Origin of the sequence: Chryseobacterium luteum, assembly GCF_000737785.1 — a bacterium.
Lineage (GTDB): Bacteria > Bacteroidota > Bacteroidia > Flavobacteriales > Weeksellaceae > Chryseobacterium > Chryseobacterium luteum.
Genome location: NZ_JPRO01000002.1, coordinates 211,474 through 232,398, shown reverse-complemented (window position 1 = coordinate 232,398; position 20,925 = coordinate 211,474). Strand labels below are relative to the sequence as shown.

Annotated in this window: 20 protein-coding genes; 15 read left to right on the top strand and 5 right to left on the bottom strand. The window is 38.1% G+C overall.

The window, feature by feature from the left end:
• Positions 1-53: 53 nt before the first annotated feature.
• Positions 54-1,661, bottom strand: a complete 1,608-nt coding sequence (locus IX38_RS04610; RefSeq protein ID WP_034702223.1) for a CTP synthase — start codon at positions 1,659-1,661, stop codon at positions 54-56.
• A 151-nt stretch (positions 1,662-1,812) separates the two neighbouring features.
• On the opposite strand from IX38_RS04610, the gene IX38_RS04605 reads away from it, so the two are divergent.
• The 6 genes from IX38_RS04605 (at position 1,813) to IX38_RS04580 (ending at position 8,182) form a co-directional block, all read left to right on the top strand.
• The gene (locus tag IX38_RS04605; protein ID WP_034702219.1) at positions 1,813-2,415 is read left to right on the top strand and encodes a CDP-alcohol phosphatidyltransferase family protein; all 603 of its coding nucleotides are present in this window, start codon (positions 1,813-1,815) and stop codon (positions 2,413-2,415) included.
• Positions 2,405-3,208 carry a phosphatidate cytidylyltransferase gene (locus IX38_RS04600; protein ID WP_034702216.1) on the top strand — a complete coding sequence of 268 codons (804 nt, stop codon included), beginning with the start codon at positions 2,405-2,407 and terminating at the stop codon, positions 3,206-3,208. The genes IX38_RS04605 and IX38_RS04600 overlap by 11 nt, the downstream gene beginning before the upstream one ends.
• A gap of 4 nt (positions 3,209-3,212) precedes the next feature.
• Positions 3,213-4,250: a patatin-like phospholipase family protein gene (locus IX38_RS04595; protein ID WP_034702214.1), complete on the top strand. Its 1,038-nt coding sequence runs from the start codon at positions 3,213-3,215 to the stop codon at positions 4,248-4,250.
• Positions 4,251-4,445: 195 nt separating this feature from the next.
• Complete coding sequence (locus tag IX38_RS04590; protein WP_034702211.1) at positions 4,446-5,207, top strand: SDR family NAD(P)-dependent oxidoreductase; 762 nt, start codon at positions 4,446-4,448, stop codon at positions 5,205-5,207.
• Positions 5,114-6,484 (top strand): phosphatase PAP2/dual specificity phosphatase family protein, encoded by a 1,371-nt coding sequence (locus IX38_RS04585; RefSeq protein ID WP_084680198.1) that lies wholly within the window; start codon positions 5,114-5,116, stop codon positions 6,482-6,484. The genes IX38_RS04590 and IX38_RS04585 overlap by 94 nt, the downstream gene beginning before the upstream one ends.
• Before the next feature lie 3 nt (positions 6,485-6,487).
• Positions 6,488-8,182: a bifunctional alpha/beta hydrolase/class I SAM-dependent methyltransferase gene (locus IX38_RS04580; protein WP_034702204.1), complete on the top strand. Its 1,695-nt coding sequence runs from the start codon at positions 6,488-6,490 to the stop codon at positions 8,180-8,182.
• A 152-nt stretch (positions 8,183-8,334) separates the two neighbouring features.
• Here IX38_RS04580 and IX38_RS04575 read toward each other — a convergent pair whose 3' ends face one another.
• Entirely contained in the window at positions 8,335-8,904 is a 570-nt protein-coding gene (locus tag IX38_RS04575; RefSeq protein ID WP_034702202.1) for a YceI family protein, read from the bottom strand.
• A 40-nt stretch (positions 8,905-8,944) separates the two neighbouring features.
• Positions 8,945-9,376, bottom strand: a complete 432-nt coding sequence (locus IX38_RS04570) for a hypothetical protein (protein ID WP_034702198.1) — start codon at positions 9,374-9,376, stop codon at positions 8,945-8,947.
• Positions 9,377-9,431: 55 nt separating this feature from the next.
• Between IX38_RS04570 and radA the strand changes: the two genes are divergently transcribed.
• The 4 genes from radA (at position 9,432) to IX38_RS04550 (ending at position 12,825) form a co-directional block, all read left to right on the top strand.
• The gene (gene radA / locus IX38_RS04565; RefSeq protein WP_034702195.1) at positions 9,432-10,781 is read left to right on the top strand and encodes a DNA repair protein RadA; all 1,350 of its coding nucleotides are present in this window, start codon (positions 9,432-9,434) and stop codon (positions 10,779-10,781) included.
• A 78-nt stretch (positions 10,782-10,859) separates the two neighbouring features.
• On the top strand, positions 10,860-11,528 hold the full coding sequence (locus tag IX38_RS04560; protein ID WP_034702190.1) for a class I SAM-dependent methyltransferase: 669 nt from the start codon (positions 10,860-10,862) through the stop codon (positions 11,526-11,528).
• A gap of 8 nt (positions 11,529-11,536) precedes the next feature.
• Entirely contained in the window at positions 11,537-12,232 is a 696-nt protein-coding gene (locus IX38_RS04555; protein WP_034702536.1) for a VanW family protein, read from the top strand.
• Entirely contained in the window at positions 12,229-12,825 is a 597-nt protein-coding gene (locus tag IX38_RS04550) for an acyl carrier protein phosphodiesterase (protein WP_034702187.1), read from the top strand. Before IX38_RS04555 ends, IX38_RS04550 begins: the two co-directional genes overlap by 4 nt.
• Positions 12,826-13,305: 480 nt before the next feature.
• Here IX38_RS04550 and IX38_RS04545 read toward each other — a convergent pair whose 3' ends face one another.
• The gene (locus IX38_RS04545; protein ID WP_228377910.1) at positions 13,306-13,749 is read right to left on the bottom strand and encodes a DUF6702 family protein; all 444 of its coding nucleotides are present in this window, start codon (positions 13,747-13,749) and stop codon (positions 13,306-13,308) included.
• A 125-nt stretch (positions 13,750-13,874) separates the two neighbouring features.
• Here IX38_RS04545 and IX38_RS04540 point away from each other — a divergent pair, with 125 nt between their 5' ends.
• The 4 genes from IX38_RS04540 to groL all read left to right on the top strand — a co-directional run bounded on the left by IX38_RS04540 (position 13,875) and on the right by groL (position 19,148).
• Positions 13,875-14,453: a HupE/UreJ family protein gene (locus IX38_RS04540; RefSeq protein WP_034702533.1), complete on the top strand. Its 579-nt coding sequence runs from the start codon at positions 13,875-13,877 to the stop codon at positions 14,451-14,453.
• 67 nt (positions 14,454-14,520) lie between these two features.
• Positions 14,521-16,911 carry a M1 family metallopeptidase gene (locus tag IX38_RS04535; RefSeq protein ID WP_034702181.1) on the top strand — a complete coding sequence of 797 codons (2,391 nt, stop codon included), beginning with the start codon at positions 14,521-14,523 and terminating at the stop codon, positions 16,909-16,911.
• 213 nt (positions 16,912-17,124) lie between these two features.
• On the top strand, positions 17,125-17,403 hold the full coding sequence (locus IX38_RS04530) for a co-chaperone GroES (RefSeq protein ID WP_034702180.1): 279 nt from the start codon (positions 17,125-17,127) through the stop codon (positions 17,401-17,403).
• Between the two features lie 119 nt (positions 17,404-17,522).
• Entirely contained in the window at positions 17,523-19,148 is a 1,626-nt protein-coding gene (gene groL, locus IX38_RS04525; RefSeq protein ID WP_034702178.1) for a chaperonin GroEL, read from the top strand.
• Positions 19,149-19,212: 64 nt separating this feature from the next.
• Here groL and IX38_RS04520 read toward each other — a convergent pair whose 3' ends face one another.
• Positions 19,213-20,046 (bottom strand): tyrosine-type recombinase/integrase, encoded by an 834-nt coding sequence (locus IX38_RS04520; RefSeq protein WP_034702176.1) that lies wholly within the window; start codon positions 20,044-20,046, stop codon positions 19,213-19,215.
• Between the two features lie 145 nt (positions 20,047-20,191).
• Between IX38_RS04520 and IX38_RS04515 the strand changes: the two genes are divergently transcribed.
• Complete coding sequence (locus IX38_RS04515; RefSeq protein WP_034702173.1) at positions 20,192-20,863, top strand: hypothetical protein; 672 nt, start codon at positions 20,192-20,194, stop codon at positions 20,861-20,863.
• Positions 20,864-20,925 lie beyond the last annotated feature (62 nt).

Here is a 20,925-nt window from a genome sequence, read left to right as displayed (position 1 = left end):
CTGAGAATAATCAGCCTGAGTTTATGAGAAGACGTTTATGGTAGACAATTACCTTATTTCTTTTCGCAAGCCCTTATAAAAGCTCTGAAAAGAGGATGCGGCGTTGCTACTGTACTTTTATATTCCGGGTGGTACTGAACTCCCACATAGAATGGGTGGTCAGGAAGCTCAAGAGCCTCTACAAGACCTGTTTCAGGGTTTGTACCTGTTGCCAGGAAACCGTTCTTTTCAAATTCCTGAAGATAGTCACTGTTGAATTCATAACGGTGACGGTGTCTTTCAGAAATATTTTTAGCTCCGTAAATATCATATAGCTTAGAAGCATTCTTCAGTGAACATTTCCAGGCTCCAAGACGCATTGTACCTCCTTTATCCACGATATTTTTCTGCTCTTCCATGATAGAGATTACAGGATCCGGTGTAGAAGTATCAAATTCCATTGAGTTGGCTTTTGAATGACCAAGAACGTTTCTTGCAAATTCAATAGTCATGATCTGCATTCCTAAACAAATCCCCAGCATCGGAACTTTATTTTCTCGTGCATACTGGGCAGTAAGTACTTTTCCTTCTATTCCTCTATCGCCAAAACCCGGAGCGATAAGAATTCCGTCCACACCATTTAAAGTCTCTTTAATATTGTCAGCTGTGATATCTCCACTGTATACCCATCTTACTTTCACTTCAGTTTCAAGACTTGCCCCTGCATGTTTGAAAGCTTCAGCAATAGAAATATAAGAGTCCTGCAGAGAAATATATTTTCCTACTAAGGCAATTTCTATAGATTTCTTAGGGTTTTTGAATTTTTTAAGGAAAGTTTTCCAGTCTTTAAGATCAGCTTCTTTATCATTTTTCAGATCTAATTCTTTTAAAACGACATCATCAAAATTTTGTTTCTGAAGATAGATCGGAACCTCGTAGATCGTTTCAAGATCTTTACATTCAATTACATTATCCAAAGAAACATTACAGAACTGAGCCAATTTTGCTCTCTGATCTTTTGGAATCGTATGTTCTGTTCTGCAGACCAAGACATCTGCCATGATCCCGCTTTCCATTAATTGACGAACGGAATGCTGTGAAGGTTTTGTTTTCAATTCACCGCTTGAAGCCAGGTAAGGCAGTAATGTAAGGTGAATCACCATAGAATTTTTCTCACCAAGCTCCCATTTCAACTGGCGAACTGTTTCAATGTATGGAAGAGATTCAATATCCCCTACAGTTCCTCCGATCTCGGTAATGATGATATCGTAGTTCTGCTTGGAAAGCATTTTGATTCTGCGTTTGATCTCGTTGGTGATATGGGGAATTACCTGAACTGTTTTTCCCAAGAAATCTCCTTTTCTTTCTTTTTCAATAACTGTTTGGTAGATTTTCCCTGTAGTAACGTTGTTGTTTTGGGAAGTAGGAGCATCCAAATAACGCTCGTAGTGACCTAAATCCAGATCCGTTTCTGCACCATCTTCGGTTACATAGCATTCTCCGTGTTCATATGGATTCAGTGTTCCCGGGTCGATGTTGATATAAGGATCCAGTTTTTGGATCGTTACGTTAAAACCGCGTGATTTTAACAAAAGTCCCAGAGAAGCAGACACGATTCCTTTTCCCAAAGATGAAGTTACACCTCCTGTCACAAAGATGTACTTTGTATTCTTTTTACTCATTAGATTAGGTTTGTGCAAAGTTATGGGAAAAAGAGATACAAAGCAATTTTTTAAATTTTGAAAACGGAAAAACCTCCTGTATCAATTATAAATTCTGATCAAAAATTTTATCTATATTTGATAAACACAATGACAAATAGCCATAACCATCATGATTTCGGTATATAAACTAAAACCAAAATTCCAGCAGCTGCTCACCCCGGTTTTATTATTCCTGCATAAGAACACGGTCACCGCCAACCAGATCACGGTAAGCTCCATCTTGCTGTCTTTGATTATTGGCGTATTATTCTGGAATGCAGATCAGTCAGAATGGTTTTTCCTGAGCCTTCCCATCGGGTTGCTTGTAAGAATGGCCTTGAATGCACTGGACGGAATGATGGCCAGAAAATTCAACCAGACCAGCAGATTGGGAGAAGTTTTAAACGAAGTCGGCGACATTGTTTCTGATGTGATCATTTTTTTTCCGCTGCTAAAATTCCAGCCTGAAAGCTTATACCTGATCATTATCTTTATTGTATTAAGCATCGTCAATGAATTTGCCGGACTGATGGGGAAAATTGTCGGAAAAGAACGACGCTACGATGGCCCCATGGGAAAAAGCGACCGCGCCCTGATCCTGGGAATCTATGGTGTAGTTGTATTTTTCGGAGCAGAGATTTCAGGAATTTCATTATATATTTTCGGGCTTATTATTCTTCTGTTGACGATCAGCACGTACATCCGCTTAAAGAAATCACTGCATGAAGCCTGAAGAAAATAAATTTGCAGACGTTCCTTTAAGGGTAAAAACATGGATCTATATCATTATTGTTTTCGCATTGGGGATTTCCCATCCCCTTGCCATGAAAATTTTCGTTGCATGGATCAGCTTTCAGTGTTTTTTTGAATTCATGCGACTGTTCAGGATCAGTTCGAACCGGATTATTCCGTCATTGTTTGTTGGGACCGCCCAGTTTTTCCTGTTATATTTTTTTAGCATTGAAAGCTATTTTATTTATAGTGCTGTTGTGACGGCCATTGTATTGTTGTATTTCATTTTATTAAAAACATCCATAAGGCAGTTTTACGGAATAATCGTGGCTTTATTGGTTTGCCTATTTGCTTTTCCGCATCTTTTATTTATCAGGGAAATGGTTTCCGGACTGAATGCTATTATTTTCATTGTTGTCGTGACGGAATTGAATGATGTTTTCCAGTATCTGATGGGCAAGTTTTTTGGGAAACATAAAATTACCCCTCAAATAAGTCCAAATAAGACTGTGGAAGGATTTATCGGTGGTATTTTTCTTACTGTGCTGTTAAGTAATATTTTAGGTTTTTTCTTATTGAAGACAGATATTCCGGTTAATACCATTTTAGGGATTATTCTGGGGATTTCAGGATTTTCCGGTGATGTCTTCATGTCTTATCTGAAAAGAAAAGCCGGCATAAAAGATACCGGAACCCTGCTTCCCGGACATGGCGGCCTTCTGGACCGTATGGACAGCCTGATCTTCAATGCTCCCATTTTTTTCTGGATATTTTCACTTCTTATCAAAAGGTAGAATCATGAGTGAAAAATTTAAAAGAGCGGTTCTATTTTCCGGAGGCGGAACCCGGCTGATGATCTACCTGGGAATGTTTGCTGCCCTGGAAGAAATGGATATGAAGCCTGATGTACTGATCGCTTCCTGCGGAGGAGCATTTGCCGCAGCTGTTATCAATGCTTTTCCTGACAGTATTTCCAGAAAGGAGTACCTGAAATCAGAAGAATATTTCCGTTTTGTATCAGGAACAGTGCTGACAAAGCATAAAAAGCTTTCCCAGATTGGACTTTTCTCATTAAAGAAATTATCAGAAAAAAGAAACGCTCCATTTATTGAAGATGTTTTCAGCAGATATCTCGTCGAAATGCCTCAGGACCTGTCCATGGTTTTTCCTTCATTAAAAAATGCTCAGTTTTCACAAAGAATACCAACAGTGATCATTGGTTCAGAGATGCTTTTTGATCCAAAAGAGACAGGACAAAAAAGAAACAGCAGAAAGCTTTACCAAAAAGTGATTTTCACTGATCCGGAGACTGCAGGAAAAATCAATCCGGAACAAATCATTATCAAATCTGAAAATGTATTAAACAGTGCTGTGGAAACACTTCCGGTAATAAAAACCGATATTTCCTTACTGGAAAGTACCCGGATTTCCGTTTCTGATATGTTTTATGTAGAGCCTGTTTCTCTTCAGGGAAAATACTTTGCCGGTGGAGCTGTTGACCTCATTCCTATTGAACTGGCCAAACATCTTGCAGACGAAATCATCATTGAAAAAAAACAGCCTTACAGTTCTGTGGAAGAAGCTTTTGTACGTGCTGTGCTCGGTTTCAGCGGTAATGAAAGACTTTCAGAGATTGAAAAATTCCCGGTGGATTTCCGGATTGACACAACGGATATTAAAAAGGATTTAAAAGGACATTATCTTAAAAAGGGCATTAACTGGCGGAGATTTGAAATTGATTTTTCTTTCCCGAAAACATACAGGCAGTTTGCAGAAGATATGGAAATGCAGTGGCAGTATGGTTTTGATCAGACCATAAAATCGATCAGAAGATAATTTTTGTAGATAGTTTTGACTAAAGCCTTATGTACTTATTTTTGTTTAAACGGGCCAAAGTCCGCTTCTATTGATGTATTGAAAATATTTTATTTTCTAAAAAACCGCCCTTTTGTGTTGATAAAAATTCAGTCTACCCTCCGGTTTTCAGTTTTAAAATCTATTTTTACACAAAATTCAAATCACTACAGCCTCATGAATGTTTTTATAGCAGGCGGAACTTCCGGTATCGGCTATGCTCTTGCCCGGCATTATCTCCAAAAAGGATATGATGTAGGAATCTGCGGAAGAAATCCGGAAAAGATTCCTGAAAATCGTCATGAAAATTTAAAACCATTTCGCGCTGACGTTTGTGATATAGACTCTATTGCTGCTGCACTGAACTCGTTTACAACCGGGAAAAACAGTCTTGATATTTTCATTAACTGCGCAGGAAGTTATGCAGAAGATGTCGCAGGAAAAATTTCTTATGAGGAAGCTGAAGAGATGCTTCAGACCAATATCCTGGGAACCGTCAATTGTTTTGAAGCAGCCAGAAAAGCAATGAAAGGACAGAATAAAGGAAGTATTGCGGTCATTGCGTCTGTTTCCGGAATCCTAGAGTATGAAAATTCCAGCCTTTATACCAAAACAAAAAGATCTGTGATCCAGATTGCTGATGCATACCGCCGTGCCCTTAGTCCTTTTGGTATATCAGTAACGGCCATTGCTCCCGGATATGTAGACACCGAAAAATTAAGACAGCTGAATAATAATGATCTGGGCAAGAAACCTTTTCTTACGGATATTGAAACTGCCGTAGCGATTATTTCCGAAGCCATTGAAAGAAAAGAAAAGCTGATTATTTTCCCTATAAAAATGAAATGGATGATGAAATCGTTATCCTTACTTCCTTCTCCTTTGTTAAATATCATCATGTACAGGAAAGCCAAATGGATGAAAGACGACCGACCTTAAAACAGCAATTGTATGCCTTCTCCCTTTGTGGAATTGTATTCCTAATTGTTTACAATTTTGCGGCATGGTACACTTCAAAGGCTGAAAAAATTCCGTCTTTTGTATTCGATTTTGAAAAACATATTCCATTTCTGCCATGGAGCATTATCCCGTATATGACCAGTGGTATTTTTTTCTGTTCAGTATTTTTTATGGCTAAAGATCATGAACAGCTTAAAGTTTTAACAAAGAGAATGCTTTTCGTAACCATAGCTGCAGGTCTTTTTTTCATTATGTTTCCGCTCCGTTTTTCTTTGGTAAAACCCGGGACAAACAGCTCTGTATTAAATTACTCCTTTCAGTTTCTAAAGATATTTGATTCACCTTTTAACCAGTCTCCGTCGCTGCATATCGTTTATGCTTTTATTTTCTGGACCGTTTTCAGAAGCTTAAAAAAAGCCCGGACCTTTTTAATGCTGTGGCTTATTTTGCTGGGTGTCTCGACACTGACGACCTACCAGCATCATTTCATAGATATTCTTTCGGGAACGGTTCTTGCCCATATCAGTTTTATCTTTTTCCCTTACCGTCAACATGATTTTCAATACAGAAATTTCCATGTTGCCAATTTTTACTTTCTTTTTGGGTGGATGCTGATCTCTGCAGCATTGCTTCTGGATCAATACTGCGGGCATTTATGGCTGATTTTATTTTGGCCTGCTGTAATGTCAATCATCATTGGTTATCATTATCAGAAGAACAGTGTCCATTTTTTAAAAGACAAAAATGGGAATATTTCACTGTGGCGAAATATCTTCTATGCTCCTTATCTGATGGTGTATCGGATTTTCTGGAAATTTTTAAGGAAGAACAGAAGACCGCTGGAGATTGTTCCCCGCATCTATATTTCTTCAAGGCCAGGACCCGAAGATCTGCATTATTTTGAGATCAACAGCTCTACTTTGGTGTATGATCTTTCAGCAGAAATTGAGGAAACATCCGGGTTAAAAAACAAATCAGCCTATCACCCATATCCTTTTCTGGATATCGGAACTTTTGATATACACAGTACAAAAAAACTGGTTACAGAAATTACAGAGAACTATAAAAAACTTCCGGCAGAAGGAAAAATATTCATCCATTGTACCATGGGCTTTACAAGAAGCAGTGTTATAGGTATTTTAGTAATGAAAAATATTCTATCTTTACCCGTAGATGAAGCAGCAGAAACCATGAAAGACATTCATAAAAATGCGGTAATCCATCCTTATCTGAAGGATTTTCTGAAAAAAATTTAAACTATGAACAGCGGACACTTTAAGAGTTTTGACGGCAGTACTATTTTCTACCGTGAATGGAATTACCAGCCTCAGCAGAAAAACATCATCATCATCCACCGGGGCCACGAGCATTCGGAAAGACTGAATGATATTGCCCAGTCGGCACAGTTTTCAAACTACAATATTTTTGCTTTTGATCTCCGGGGACATGGGCATACAGAGACTGCAACGTCTTCCATTTTCATGGATTATGTGCGCGATCTGGATTCTTTTTCCAAATTTTTAGGATCAGAATTTGATGTAAAAATTTCGGATATTTTTGTTTTGGCTAACAGTATCGGAGGCGTTGTTGCTTCAGCCTGGGTCCACGATTTCGCTCCGGATATTGCAGGAATGGCACTTCTGGCTCCTGCTTTCAAAATCAACCTTATTGTTCCTCTGGCTAATGAAATGATTACGCTTGGAACAAAGCTGAAAAAGGGACTGATCATCAAAAGCTATGTAAAATCTACAATGCTGACCCACGACCCGGAACAGCAGAAAGCTTATGACACCGACCCTCTGATCACAAGATCTATAGACGCTGAACTTCTCATAGACCTTGCAAAAGCCGGAAAACGCCTGGTAGAAGATGCCGAAGCTATTGATACACCAACTTTGATTCTGGTTGCGGAAAAAGACCATGTGGTTTTCAATAAGGAACAGAAGATATTTTATGATAAACTGGATACGGATCTGAAAAAATACGAAGTGCTGCCCGGATTTTTCCACGGGATTCTGTTTGATACCGGAAAAGAAAAAGTATACGACAAGGTTGCAGATTTTGCCGGAAAATGTTTCGGCAGAACCTCTAAAACGAATTCTCTTCATCCTGACCGCTTTTCGGTAAAGGAATATGAAGACCTTCAGAAGAATATCGGCAATAATCTGAATTTTAAGTTTCAGAAATTTTCGCTCAACAATATCGGAAAGATAAGTAACGGGATGGCCATTGGACTGAAACACGGCTTTGATTCCGGTGCTTCGCTTCATTATGTCTACCAGAATCAGCCAGGCGGAAAATTCGGTTTTGGAAAAATGATGGATAAAAATTACCTCAATGCCATCGGGTGGAAAGGTATCCGAATCCGTAAGGGACATCTGATCCAGCTTTTGGAGAAGAACATCCAAAGTCTCAAAAAGGAAGGCCGGAAAATTAAAATTCTTGATATTGCAGGCGGAACGGGAAATTATTTATTCGATATTAAAGAAAGATATCCTAATGCCGAAATCGTTATCAATGAATTCGTAAAAGCCAATATCGAAATCGGAGAACAGGTAATCAAAGAGAAAAATTATCAGAACGTCCGTTTTACCAATTTTGACTGTTTTGATCCTGAAACCTATAAAAAACTGGATTTTGAACCGAATATCACCATTATTTCCGGAATTCTTGAACTGTTCGGAGACAATGAAATGGCCGTTAAAGCTGTTAAAGGAGTCACTTCTATCTCTGAAAAAAATTCTTTTGTTGTTTATACAGGACAGCCGTGGCATCCGCAGCTGAAGATGATTGCTTATGTTTTGAATAACCATCAGAACAAGGACTGGATCATGAGGAGACGTTCGCAGAAAGAGCTTGACAGGGTGATGAAATACAGCGGTATCCAAAAGGAGAATATGGTGATCGATGATTATGGCATTTTCACGGTTTCTTCAGGGAAGATTAATTTTTAAAACTAAAAAATAATCTCGCGCAGATTGAGCAGATGGAACAGATGCTTGCGTTAAACCTACCTAATCAACTGAATCTACGCGAGTTAAATTCTAATAAAAAAAGGTTTTCCAAGAGATTGGAAAACCTTTTTTATACTCAATTAGTAATAGAACTATTGTTTTACCAACTCAAAGTATAAGCTTACTTCTACATCTTTAGCTACACCTGCACCAGTCGGGTCGTATTTAATCCCATAGTCTAAGCGGTTCACTGTGAATTTGGTCTGGAAACCCATCACTTCTTTTCCCTGCTGGTTTTTAGCAACACCTCCAAACGTTACGGGAACACTGATCTCTTTTACAGTTTCCTTAATTTTTAAGTTTCCTTTCAGTGTGTAGGTATTATTTTTGTTTTTGGTGATGGATGTGCTGTTAAAACTCATTGCAGGATATTTATCGATATCAAAAAAATCGGCACTTTTAAGGTGCTTATCTCTCATATCTACACCTGTATTAATAGAATTCACTTCTACTACAAAATCAAAAACAGCATTATCCAAATTAGTGCCTTCAGCGGTTACTCTTCCTTTAAATGAATCGAACCTTCCCTGTACAAAACTAATACCCATATGTTTGATATTAAAATTTACAGAAGAATGCATAGGATCTGCCGCCCATTCGGTTTGCGCAAAACTCAGAACGCTTAACAGCGTAAAAACGAAAGATAAAAGTACTTTTTTCATTATAACTTATTTTTAGTTGAGTAAAGATAATACATATTGATTATCTGGTTCTTGATGTAGGATAGTTTTTAATTTTGGATGCAATTATTTTAAAATAGATCAAATGGAAAATACATACGATAAGAAATACAACGAAAGAATTTATATAAATGAATAAAGCTAGAAGTCCTGCATCTGTTTTATTTGAAAAATAGGCAAAGGGATTTGTTCCTGAAATGATTAATGTGAGTAAATAAATAATTTCAAATAAAACCGCAATTCTTAAAACTGAACTGTAGTTCTTTCTGAATAGTAATACCGTAATAAAACTGACAATCGTTACAATCAGGCAATCCACCAAAACACCAATTGGCACCATGACTATTCCGTCTGATTTTTCTTTTAAAAAATGCAAGGTCCATTCGCTGAACTGGGCATTAAGAAGACTCATTACAATAAATATAACCAGACTTCTCATTAAAATATTTTTCATATCTGAAAATTAATTAAAATTCTGAAAGGAGATTCATTTTTTTTAACTTCGCAGTATGGCAAAACTGAAAACAGCATATTTCTGTCAGAACTGCGGAACCCAATATTCCCAATGGATGGGGCAATGCAAAAACTGCGGAGAATGGAATACTCTTGTGGAGGAAGTGGTAGAGAAAACCTCATCCAAAACGCCCCCTTTTTCAAAATCAAAACAGCATGTCATCAACATTATTGAAGTGGTGACCAGCGAAGAACCGAGAATAAAAACACCTTCCGAAGAACTGAACCGGGTTCTGGGAGGAGGTATCGTATTGGGTTCAGTAACTTTAATCGGTGGTGAGCCCGGAATCGGGAAATCTACCCTTTTGCTCCAGTTGGCCTTAAAGATGAAGAAAAAAGTCTTTTATGTTTCCGGGGAAGAAAGTGCTTCACAAATCAAAATGAGAGCGGACAGGCTCACAGATGTTCAGAACCCGAACTGTTTTCTTTTTACCGAAACGTCACTGGAAAAGATCCTTCATGAAGCCAAAAAACTGGAACCGGATTTTATGATCATCGATTCTATCCAGACGCTTCAGTCGCAGCTGATAGAAAGTTCGCCCGGAACCGTTTCCCAGATCAGGGAATGCTCCAATGAAATCATTAAATATGCAAAGGAAAATAACATTCCTGTTTTCCTGGTAGGCCATATCACGAAAGATGGCCAGATTGCCGGACCGAAAGTGCTGGAACATATGGTAGACGTGGTTTTAAATTTCGATGGCGACAGAAATCACCTTTTCAGACTGCTCAGAGCCAATAAAAACCGTTTCGGATCTACTTCCGAGATCGGAATTTATGAAATGGTTTCCCAGGGATTGAAAGAGATCAGGAATCCTTCCGAAATCCTTATCACCAAAAAATTTGAAGAGCTTTCCGGAAACTCGGTGGCCGTAACTTTGGAAGGAAACCGACCGATGCTGCTTGAAATTCAGGCTTTGGTAAGTACAGCCGTTTATGGAACTCCTCAAAGAAGTTCCACCGGATTTGATGCAAAGAGACTGAATATGCTGCTGGCCGTCTTGGAAAAACGTGCAGGTTTCCAGCTGGGTGCAAAAGATGTCTTTTTAAATATTACTGGAGGAATCAAAACGGATGATCCTGCCCTGGATCTTGCGGTGGTGGCTTCCATCCTGTCTTCCAATGAAGATATTGCGATCTCCGAGCATTTCTGTTTTGCAGGAGAGATTGGGTTAAGCGGAGAAATCCGTCCCATAGCACAGGTTGAACAGAGAATTACAGAGGCTGAAAAATTAGGCTATGAAAAAATATTTGTTTCGAACCTCAACAAAATTCCTAAAAGAAAATTTGGAATCAAGATTGAAGAAGTGAGCAAAATTGAGGATTTCCACGAAAGAATTTTTTAATACCAGTTTCGGAAAAAGTTGGAATAGATATTGACGAACAATGCATGATTAATTATTTTCACGAAAGAATTTAAAATAATGAAAAACAGTATCCATGAATACTATGATCATCTTGCAGAAACCTATGAAGAAAACCGGTTCGGGAATTCTTACGGAAGGTATATTGATGAGCAGGAGAACTTATTTTTAAATTCTTTTTTCAAGGATAAAGACTATTCCAAAATTCTGGATCTGGGATGCGGAACGGGCAGACTGCTCAGGTTGGCTACGCATGGCGTAGATTTCAGTGAAAAAATGCTCAGGATTGCATCGGAAAAAAATCCGGGAAAGATAACAGCTGTCGGTGAGATTTCAGAAATTCCATTTGATATAAAATTTGACTGTATATTCTGCTTTCATGTGATCATGCATCAGACAAAGGAAGAAACAAAAAAATTCCTTGACGAATGTTTTCGAAAATTAGGAAATCATGGAATTTTAATCTTTGACTATCCTACAAAAGCCCGGAGAAAAACGGTTTCACCTCAGGAAGAATGGCACGCGGGGAATAGTTTTACAACCTCTGAAATTTCAATATTGTCAAATGAAAAATGGCATATAAAAAACACCATCGGTATTTTGCTCTTTCCTGTTCATAGACTTCCCGATCGCTTAAGGAAACTTTTTCTGCCCTTAGATATTCTGCTCTGCCGTACTTTTCTGAAAAAATGGGCTTCCTATAACGTTGTAGTACTTGAAAAGAAATGAAACAGGTATTGAAAAAACTTTTACCGGATCCCCTGAAACTGCGGATCAGATTATTACAACGTTATTTTGATGGGCAGCAATCCCGGTATCGGTATGCCAGTGAATATGGCACCGAAAGAATCGGTGGGCACGTCATCGAACTCAAACAGGTTATAAAAAAGGGAGTATTCAGTGAAAATAAAGTCCACAATTTAAAAGTGGTCAGTGATAAGATCCACAACCTGATAATTCAGCCCGGTGAAGTATTTTCTTTCTGGAAATTAATAGGAAACCCGACTCAAAAGAATCATTTTAAAGAAGGCAGAAATCTCATTAAAAACAATATATCTAGCGGATTCGGTGGCGGAATCTGTCAGTTTTCATCCATCCTGTATTATGCTGCTCTGCAGGCAGGGCTTAGGATTATTGAAAGACATCCACATTCTATAGATATTTATAAAGAACATGAGCGGTTTACTCCATTAGGTTCGGACTGTACGGTAGTCTATGGGTATAAAGATCTCCAGATCCAAAACCAGTTTCAATATCCTGTTCAGTTTCAAAGTTTCGTGAATGACAATGAGCTTCACCTCCATTTGGTTTCTCCGGAAAAGATCATTTTAAACCCTATTAATTTCAAATACACAGAAGCAGAAAAAGGAGTTTGGGTAGAGACTTTTGCAGATGGCAGGTTATTGTCTAAAAATTTTTATATTCGTTTATGAATTATTTAGCTCATTCTTTTCTCGCTTTTTCGGACGGACAGATCGTAGGACAGTTTCTTGAAGATTTTATCCGGAACAAAGACCGGTATTCCTTTCCGAAAGATATCCAGGACGGAATTACCATGCACAGGGCAGTGGATACATTTACAGATTCTCATCCCGCCATACACGAAGCGAAAAAGGCATTTTCTCCGCTGGTAAGGCTCTATGCAGGTGCTTTTGTGGATGTTGCCATGGATTATTTCGTGGCCACCGATCTTTCCCTGCATTCTTTAGCTGAATGGAAAGCCCATTCCCTGCGGGTCTACAGAGTTCTGAATGAACATGATGAATGGCTTCCTGAAAATTTCAAGATAATGCTGGCTAAAATGGAACAGGATGACTGGCTGTTTAATTACCGTAAGGACCAGACCATCAGATTCAGCATGCGCAATGTTCTTAATAAAGCAAAATACCTGAGTCCGGATATTCCCGTTTTCGAAGCATTCCTGGACAACAAACCTTTTCTCCAGGAGTGTTACAACAATTTTTTTCCTGATCTTCTTGCTCACGCCAAAGGAATCAATACCCTGATTCAAATGGATCATAAATAAAAAACACCTACAGGGAACGTAAGTGCTTGTTAACAATTTGTGTTGTTAGAATCTGCTGCCTTAAATATGGTAGTGGGAATTTTTACATCGCGTTTAACTATTGGCTGGGTGATTTAAATGTTTAGAAAGCTTGCATTTCGCTGCCTTCTGACGAATCCCCTTTTTATTTCTAATTTCTGCTGAATATCAATTAAAAACAATCATTATCAGAGTAAATTTAGAAAAAAATATTCAATCTCTACTTAAGCGCAATACCTGACATATTCAAAAACTTCCATGGCTCACATCCGTAAATTTTAAAGTTTTGATCAGATTCATTTAAAATCATTAACCAAAAATCAGTTATACTGAAGCAAACACATGCAAATATAACTATTTTTAAATATAAAATAAAAAAAATATTAATTAATTAACTAAATACTACCCAATTATAAGTTTTTAATAGTTAAATCTGATGAAAAACTAAAAAACAGCGCGAAATTAAAACTGCCGGTACAGATAACGGTTCGGGTAGGTAAGCTTTTCACTTTTCCTCTCACCATTCACAATCAGATGAACAATATTGATTTGATCATCATAAAGATTGTACAGAAAACTGACTGCCGTCTCTACTTTTTTAGGCGACGCCACCGTTTCCGATTCAAGAAAAACATTGACCGACTCACTGTCTTCCTCATACCCTACATAATTTACTTTTAAAAACCTGCCGTCAGCTTTTAATTTAAAATAGTCTGCACAGTACTTTTCCAGTGCCTCATTAAGCCTGGCTTTATATTTTTCGTCATTAAAATGGAAAGAACTTCCGTATTTTTTGCCCAGTCCGTTTTCCAGGTCATCCAGGAAAAACCTGCCAGTGATCTCAAAAGTTTGTGATTTGGCATTATAATTAACTTCTACAGAACCCACATGATAAGGATGCTTCACTTTTGAAAAAGAAAATAACAAAAATGCCGGTAATAAAAAAAGCCATAAATTCTTCATATGTCCTGACCTTAAAATTTGTTCGAAATTAATCATTATTTTCGTACGCATTATATTTTTACGTTATGATGCAGGATTTTCTATTTTATTTAAACCTCGGCTGGGAACACATTATTTCTCTGGACGCACTGGACCACCAGCTTTTTGTTCTGGCCCTGATTGCCGTATATTCTTACAGTGACTGGAAAAAAATACTGATTCTTGTGACAGCTTTTACCATCGGGCATTCCATTACACTTGCCCTGAGCATTCTTGATGTCTTCAGGGTACCTTCTGCCTGGGTGGAGTTTTTAATTCCTTTGACTATTGTTCTGACTTCTCTGGATAACATTCTGATGAAAAATAAAAAGCAGACGCTGATGCGGGCCAATTATTATCTTGCCCTGATCTTTGGCCTCATCCATGGAATGGGGTTTGCGAATACGGCAAGGATAATGATCGCCAAAAGCCAGAGCATTGCTGTTCCTTTGTTAGGCTTTAATATCGGGCTGGAACTGGGGCAGATCGTCATTGTATCAGCCATTCTTATCCTTTTATTTATTTTGCTGAACATTTTTAAGGTTAACAAGAAGGACTGGATCCTTTTTGTATCTTCCGGAGTATTTGCTTTATCTTTAAAAATGGCTTTGGAGAGAATTCCGTTTTAACATTGAAACATTTTTAACTTTTCAACTACTTATTATTATCTTTGATAATTATTAAATCAATTCGGTAATGAAATTAAAAGCAGCCCTATTTTCATTTTCAGTATTTGCATATGCAGGCTTTGCCGCACAAAATATCCAGAATAATCCCGGAAGTAACCACGGAAACAGGTTCGAACAGCTTGGAACCATTCTTCCTACTCCCAATATTTACAGAACAGCTTCAGGAGCACCTGGACAGGGATATTGGCAGAACAGGGCTGACTACGATATTACGGCTTACCTTGATGAAGACAAAAGAAACCTGAAAGGTTCGGAAACCATTACCTATTACAACAATTCTCCGGATGATCTGGATTATATCTGGCTTCAGCTGGACGAAAATCAACAATCCAATGTTAAAAATGCAGGGTTCGGGTCTTCCTCTACCCTTCCGGCTTCTTCCAATGACCAGCAGCTCAAAGTAACTGATCTTCCGGCAAAAGACAACGGCTATGGTGTGAACCTTGAAAAGGTAACTGATGCCTCCGGAAGTCCTCTGAAATATACGGTGAACAAAACGATGATGCGCATCGATCTGCCGAAGGTTTTAAAGAAAGGAGAAAAACTGGTCTTTAAGGTAGACTGGAACTATAATATCCCGAACAGGATTAAAATGGGCGGCCGCGGCGGTTATGAAAATTTCGCTGAAGACGGGAACGACCTGTATACAATGACTCAATGGTATCCAAGAATGTGTGTGTACAGCGATTTTCACGGATGGCAGAACCATCAGTTCACAGGACGCGGTGAATTCGCGTTGGTGTTCGGAAATTTTAAAGTTTCAATGAATGTCCCTGCGGATCATATTGTAGGCGGAACCGGCGAATGTAAAAACTATGAGCAGGTTTTAACTTCGGACCAGATGGCCAGGTACAGAAAAGCTGAAAGCGCTGCCGAACCTATCGAGATCGTAACATTGGATGAAGCGAAAAAGGCTGAAAAAAATCATTCCAAACAGCGAAAAACATGGGTGTTTTCGGCTGATGATGTAAGAGATTTCGCATGGACCTCATCCAGAAAATTTGTCTGGGATGGAATGCGCGTTACAATTCCTGAAAACAACAATAAAGTGATGGCCATGAGTTTCTATCCAAAAGAGGCTTATGCTCTTTACAGAAAATATTCTACAAAAGCAGTGGCCCACACCATCAAAACATATTCTGAATTCACAATTCCTTACCCGTATCCTGTGGCGCAGTCTGTAGAAGCGGCCAACGGAATGGAGTATCCTATGATCTGCTTCAATTTCGGAAGGACGGAAAAGGACGGAACCTATTCTGAAGGAACTAAAAACGGCATGATAGGAGTTGTGATCCACGAAGTAGGACATAATTTCTTCCCGATGATCATCAATTCCGATGAAAGACAGTGGAGCTGGATGGATGAAGGACTGAATACATTCACAGAATATCTTACGGAAGAGAAATGGGATAACAAATTCCCTTCAAAAAGAGGTCCGGCATGGACGATCACAGATTATATGAAGCTGCCGAAAGACCAGCTGGAACCGATTATGAGCAATTCTGAAAACATCATTCAGTTTGGTCCGAACGCTTACTCAAAACCAGCTACAGGATTAAATATTCTCCGTGAAACGATCATGGGAAGAGAATTATTTGACAAAGCTTTTAAAACATATGCCAAAAGATGGGCTTTCAAGCATCCTGAACCTGCAGATTTTTTCCGTACAATGGAAGATGCGAGCGGTGAGGATCTGGACTGGTTCTGGAGAGGCTGGTTTTACGGAACAGATCCGGTAGATATTGCCATCGATAAAGTAACGGTTGCCGTTCCGGACCTCAATACACCGCCAAAGGAAGCCAATGAAACAAAATATAAAGTGGAAAAGCCACTTCAGAACCCGTTTGAAGATATTTCAAAAATCAGAAACAAAGAGGATAAAAACATCACATTCTATGTAGATAAGGATAAGGATCTGCAGGACTTCTATTACAGGTATGACAGAGGCCAGGAAAAAGTGGATGCCGAGAAGGAATATACATTAAAGACGGAAGCCACACTTCCTCTGGACGCCGTGGATAAGGAGAAATTCAAAAATTTTACGGGCTACCAGATTGATTTTGTGAATAAAGGCGGACTGGTAATGCCGATCATCCTTGAATTCACTTTTGAAGACGGATCGAAGCTTTATGATAAGTCATCTGCCCAGATATGGAGACAGAACGAACAGAAAGTTTCAAAAACTTATTATTTTGATAAAAAAATAAAATCGATACAGCTTGACCCGATGAGAGAAACTGCGGATATTGACACTTCCAATAACTTATGGAACAGCAGCGGTACAGAAGGCCAGGCTTCAAAATTCCAGCTGTTTAAACAGAAACAGGAAGAAGGCCCGGTAAGAGGAGGAGCCACCCGAAAGGTAAACCCAATGCAGGCAGCAGGCAAGAAAGACTAAAACCTGAATTCAGATAAGAGCTAAAAAATTAACACAAGGATTTACAAAGCATCCGGTTCATTAAACATATCAAAGTCACCTCACAAACAGGGGTGACTTTTTTTCTGCCAAAATTTCACATCCCCAAACAAAAATCTGCCAAAAATTTCGTTTCCGTTGCTTGGCACACATTTAGACAATTACATTACAGAATAATTAAAAAATAAATATATTATGTCAGTAAACTTTAAACCATTAGCAGACAGAGTTTTGATCGAGCCGATCGCTGCAGAAACTAAAACAGCTTCAGGTATTATTATTCCGGACACCGCAAAAGAAAAACCACAGGAAGGTACAGTAGTAGCAGTAGGCCCGGGTAAAAAAGATGAGCCTACAACTGTTCAGGTAGGTGACAAAGTTCTTTATGGAAAATATTCAGGTTCTGAATTAAAATTGGAAGGGAAAGATTTTTTAATCGTTAAGGAAGGAGATCTGTTGGGAATCATCGGGTAATAATCTGTACGTTGTACAATGTAAAAATGTACAATGTATTAATGACTGATAAAAATAAATTTTAAAAAAGTAAATCAAGTACTTTGTACATTGTACATCGTACATTAATACAACAAACAATGGCAAAAGAAATAAAATTCGATATTGAATCAAGAGACGCTTTAAAAAGAGGAGTGGATGCATTGGCTAATGCAGTAAAAGTAACTTTAGGACCAAAAGGAAGAAACGTAGTGATCGAAAAATCTTTCGGAGCTCCTCACGTAACTAAGGACGGTGTTTCTGTAGCGAAAGAAATCGAACTTGAAGACAGAGTAGAAAATATGGGAGCGCAGATGGTAAAAGAAGTGGCTTCCAAAACCAATGATATTGCAGGAGACGGTACTACTACCGCTACTGTTCTGGCACAGGCTATCGTAAGAGAAGGTCTTAAGAATGTAGCTGCCGGAGCCAACCCAATGGACTTGAAAAGAGGGATCGACAAGGCAGTAACTGCTGTTGTGGCTAACCTTAAAGAACAGTCCAAGCAAGTTGGTGATTCTACAGAAATGGTGAAGCAGGTTGCTTCAGTTTCTGCCAATAACGACGAAACTATCGGATCTTTGATCGCTGAGGCTTTCGGAAAAGTGGGTAAAGAAGGTGTTATCACTGTAGAAGAAGCTAAAGGTATCGATACAACGGTAGATGTTGTAGAAGGTATGCAGTTCGACAGAGGTTACCAGTCGCCATATTTTGTGACCAACCCTGAAAAAATGCTGGTTGAGCTAGATAACCCATACATTCTTTTGGTAGAGAAGAAAATTTCTTCAATGAAAGAATTGCTTCCGGTTCTTGAGCCGATTGCACAGGGTGGAAAATCTCTTTTAATTATTTCTGAAGAAGTGGAAGGTGAAGCTTTGGCAACTTTAGTGGTTAATAAATTGAGAGGTTCTCTTAAAATTGCTGCTGTGAAAGCTCCGGGATTCGGGGACAGAAGAAAAGCAATGCTGGAAGATATCGCGATCCTTACAGGAGGAACCGTTATTTCCGAAGAACAAGGTTTCACTATGGAAAACGTATCTCTGGATATGTTGGGAACTGCTGAAAAAGTGAGCATCGATAAAGACAATACAACGGTTGTAAACGGTGGTGGTGACGAAAGCAAGATCAAAGGCAGAGTAAGCCAGATCAAAGCTCAGATGGAAACTACAACTTCTGACTACGACAGAGAAAAACTACAGGAAAGACTGGCTAAATTAGCCGGTGGTGTTGCCGTACTTTACGTAGGTGCAGCTTCTGAAGTTGAAATGAAGGAGAAAAAAGACAGAGTGGACGATGCATTGAACGCTACAAGAGCCGCTGTTGAAGAAGGTATCGTTGCAGGTGGTGGTGTTGCTTTTGTAAGAGCAATCTCTGCTTTAGAAAATCTTCAAGGTATTAATGCTGATGAAACTACGGGGATTAAAATCGTAAAAAGAGCCATCGAAGAGCCATTAAGGCAAATCGTTGCCAATGCAGGTGGTGAAGGTTCTGTAATCGTAGCCAAAGTTGCTGAAGGCAGCGGAGACTTCGGATACAATGCTAAAACTGACGAGTATGTCAACATGCTTGAAGCAGGAATCATTGACCCTACTAAAGTAACAAGAGTTGCTCTTGAAAATGCAGCTTCTGTTTCCGGAATGCTTTTAACAACTGAGTGTGTAATCACTGAAATTAAGAGCGCTGAACCTGCTATGCCAATGGGAGGTGGAATGCCGGGAATGATGTAACAGTGTGTCGCTGAGAAAATATAAATTTAAAACCGTTCAGATTTTCTGGGCGGTTTTTTATATTTTATAGAAAATCTAAAGGACTTTTTATATTATTTTTGCTGACATCCGTAATATGTGTATAAATCTCCGTTGTTTTGATATTATTGTGTCCTAAAAGCTCTTTAATGATTCTAATATTTGTCCCGTTTTCTAAAAGATGTGTCGCATAAGAATGCCGCAACGTGTGAACGGAGGCAGGAGAATCTACACCAGATTTTTTCAGTGATGACTTCATAATCTGCTGAACGCTTCTCTGAGAATATTTTTCATTTTCAGAACCTTCAAATAAATATTTTGTAGGGTTATAGATTTTATAATATTCTCTCAGTAGCTCAATAAGTTTGAAGGAGAGCATTACTACTCTATCTTTATTTCCTTTTGCTTGTCTGATTAGCAGAATATTCTGATCTGTTTTAATATCAGAAATTTTAAGTTCTAATAATTCGCCTAATCTGAGACCACAAGAGTAAATGGTTGTAAGAATTGCTTTATGTTTTATATTGGAAGTAGAATCTAAAATCTTTTTCACTTCCATTTTAGTTAAAAATTTCGGCAATTTATTTTCACTTCTTTGAGGGTAAAGATGTTTTAAATTAATTGTTCTTTGAAAAGTTTCTTTATAAAATTTCACAATAGTAGAAATCATTGCTTTTTGATAAGATGATCCCACTTTTTTCTTTTCAACGAGCCAGATAACAAAATCTTCCAATTGTTTTTGTGTGATATCTTCAGGTTGAAACTTTGCGGAGAGTTTCAAAAAATAAGACAAATGAGAGGTATAGGTTTTAATACTGCTTTTTGCATACCGCTGAAGGCGCAATATCGTAGCAAAATCTTCTACATAATTTTTATTCATTTTTAAAGTTTGTGCGTTTATCCAAATATAATAAATTTTAATTTTATGATTAACAAATAGATAACTAAAATTAAAACAACATTAGCGCAATTGTGTATAGTCCATATTATCGCATTGCGTAAATTTGGACGTTAGCCACAATTTTATGACAGACCAAGAACTTGAACTATTATTGAAAGAAAGAGTTAAGTCATTTGACTTAAAAAAGACTGCGTTTGACACTCTTGACAAAATTTTTGCTAACAACTCAGATGATAAGGACTTTTTAGGAGGTTTTAGGCAAGACGAAATCATTACAAAGTTCGATGGATTTGTCTATCACATTGACAGACGAAATGGCACTTCAATTATCAGAACTAAAATAGGTTTGTATGTTGAAAACCAATATTGGACTGAAAATTTAGAAGGAATTGGTTACTACCAACTTGAAACCGATTTGAACGGAGAAATATTGGACGACTGGTTTGTAATTGAAAAAGAAAAATACTTGAAAGACATTGGAATTATTTCCCCTTTTCAAAGTATGAATGAGCAATTACCAATTGAGTATCTAAAAAGAAATCATATTCAATACGAGTTTGTATCTTACGTGTCTTTGATTGGGACGCTATTTATAAGTAAGCATTTTGAAGGTGCTGGACGATTTATTTTGAGAGCGTATAGAAATTTAGAAATAGTTGACAATACAAAATTTGACAAAGACTATTTAAAACAAGCAAAGAAGTTTTTAAAAACAATGAGTTGTTATTTAACTACAAACAACTTAGTTACAGACAATTTGAAACAAGAACTAACCGAAAATAAAAACTGTGGCTAACAAGGGTTTGCCAAAAGCGGGGCTGAAGTTCTTCGATTGAGCTTTTGTGCAAGGTTCAACGG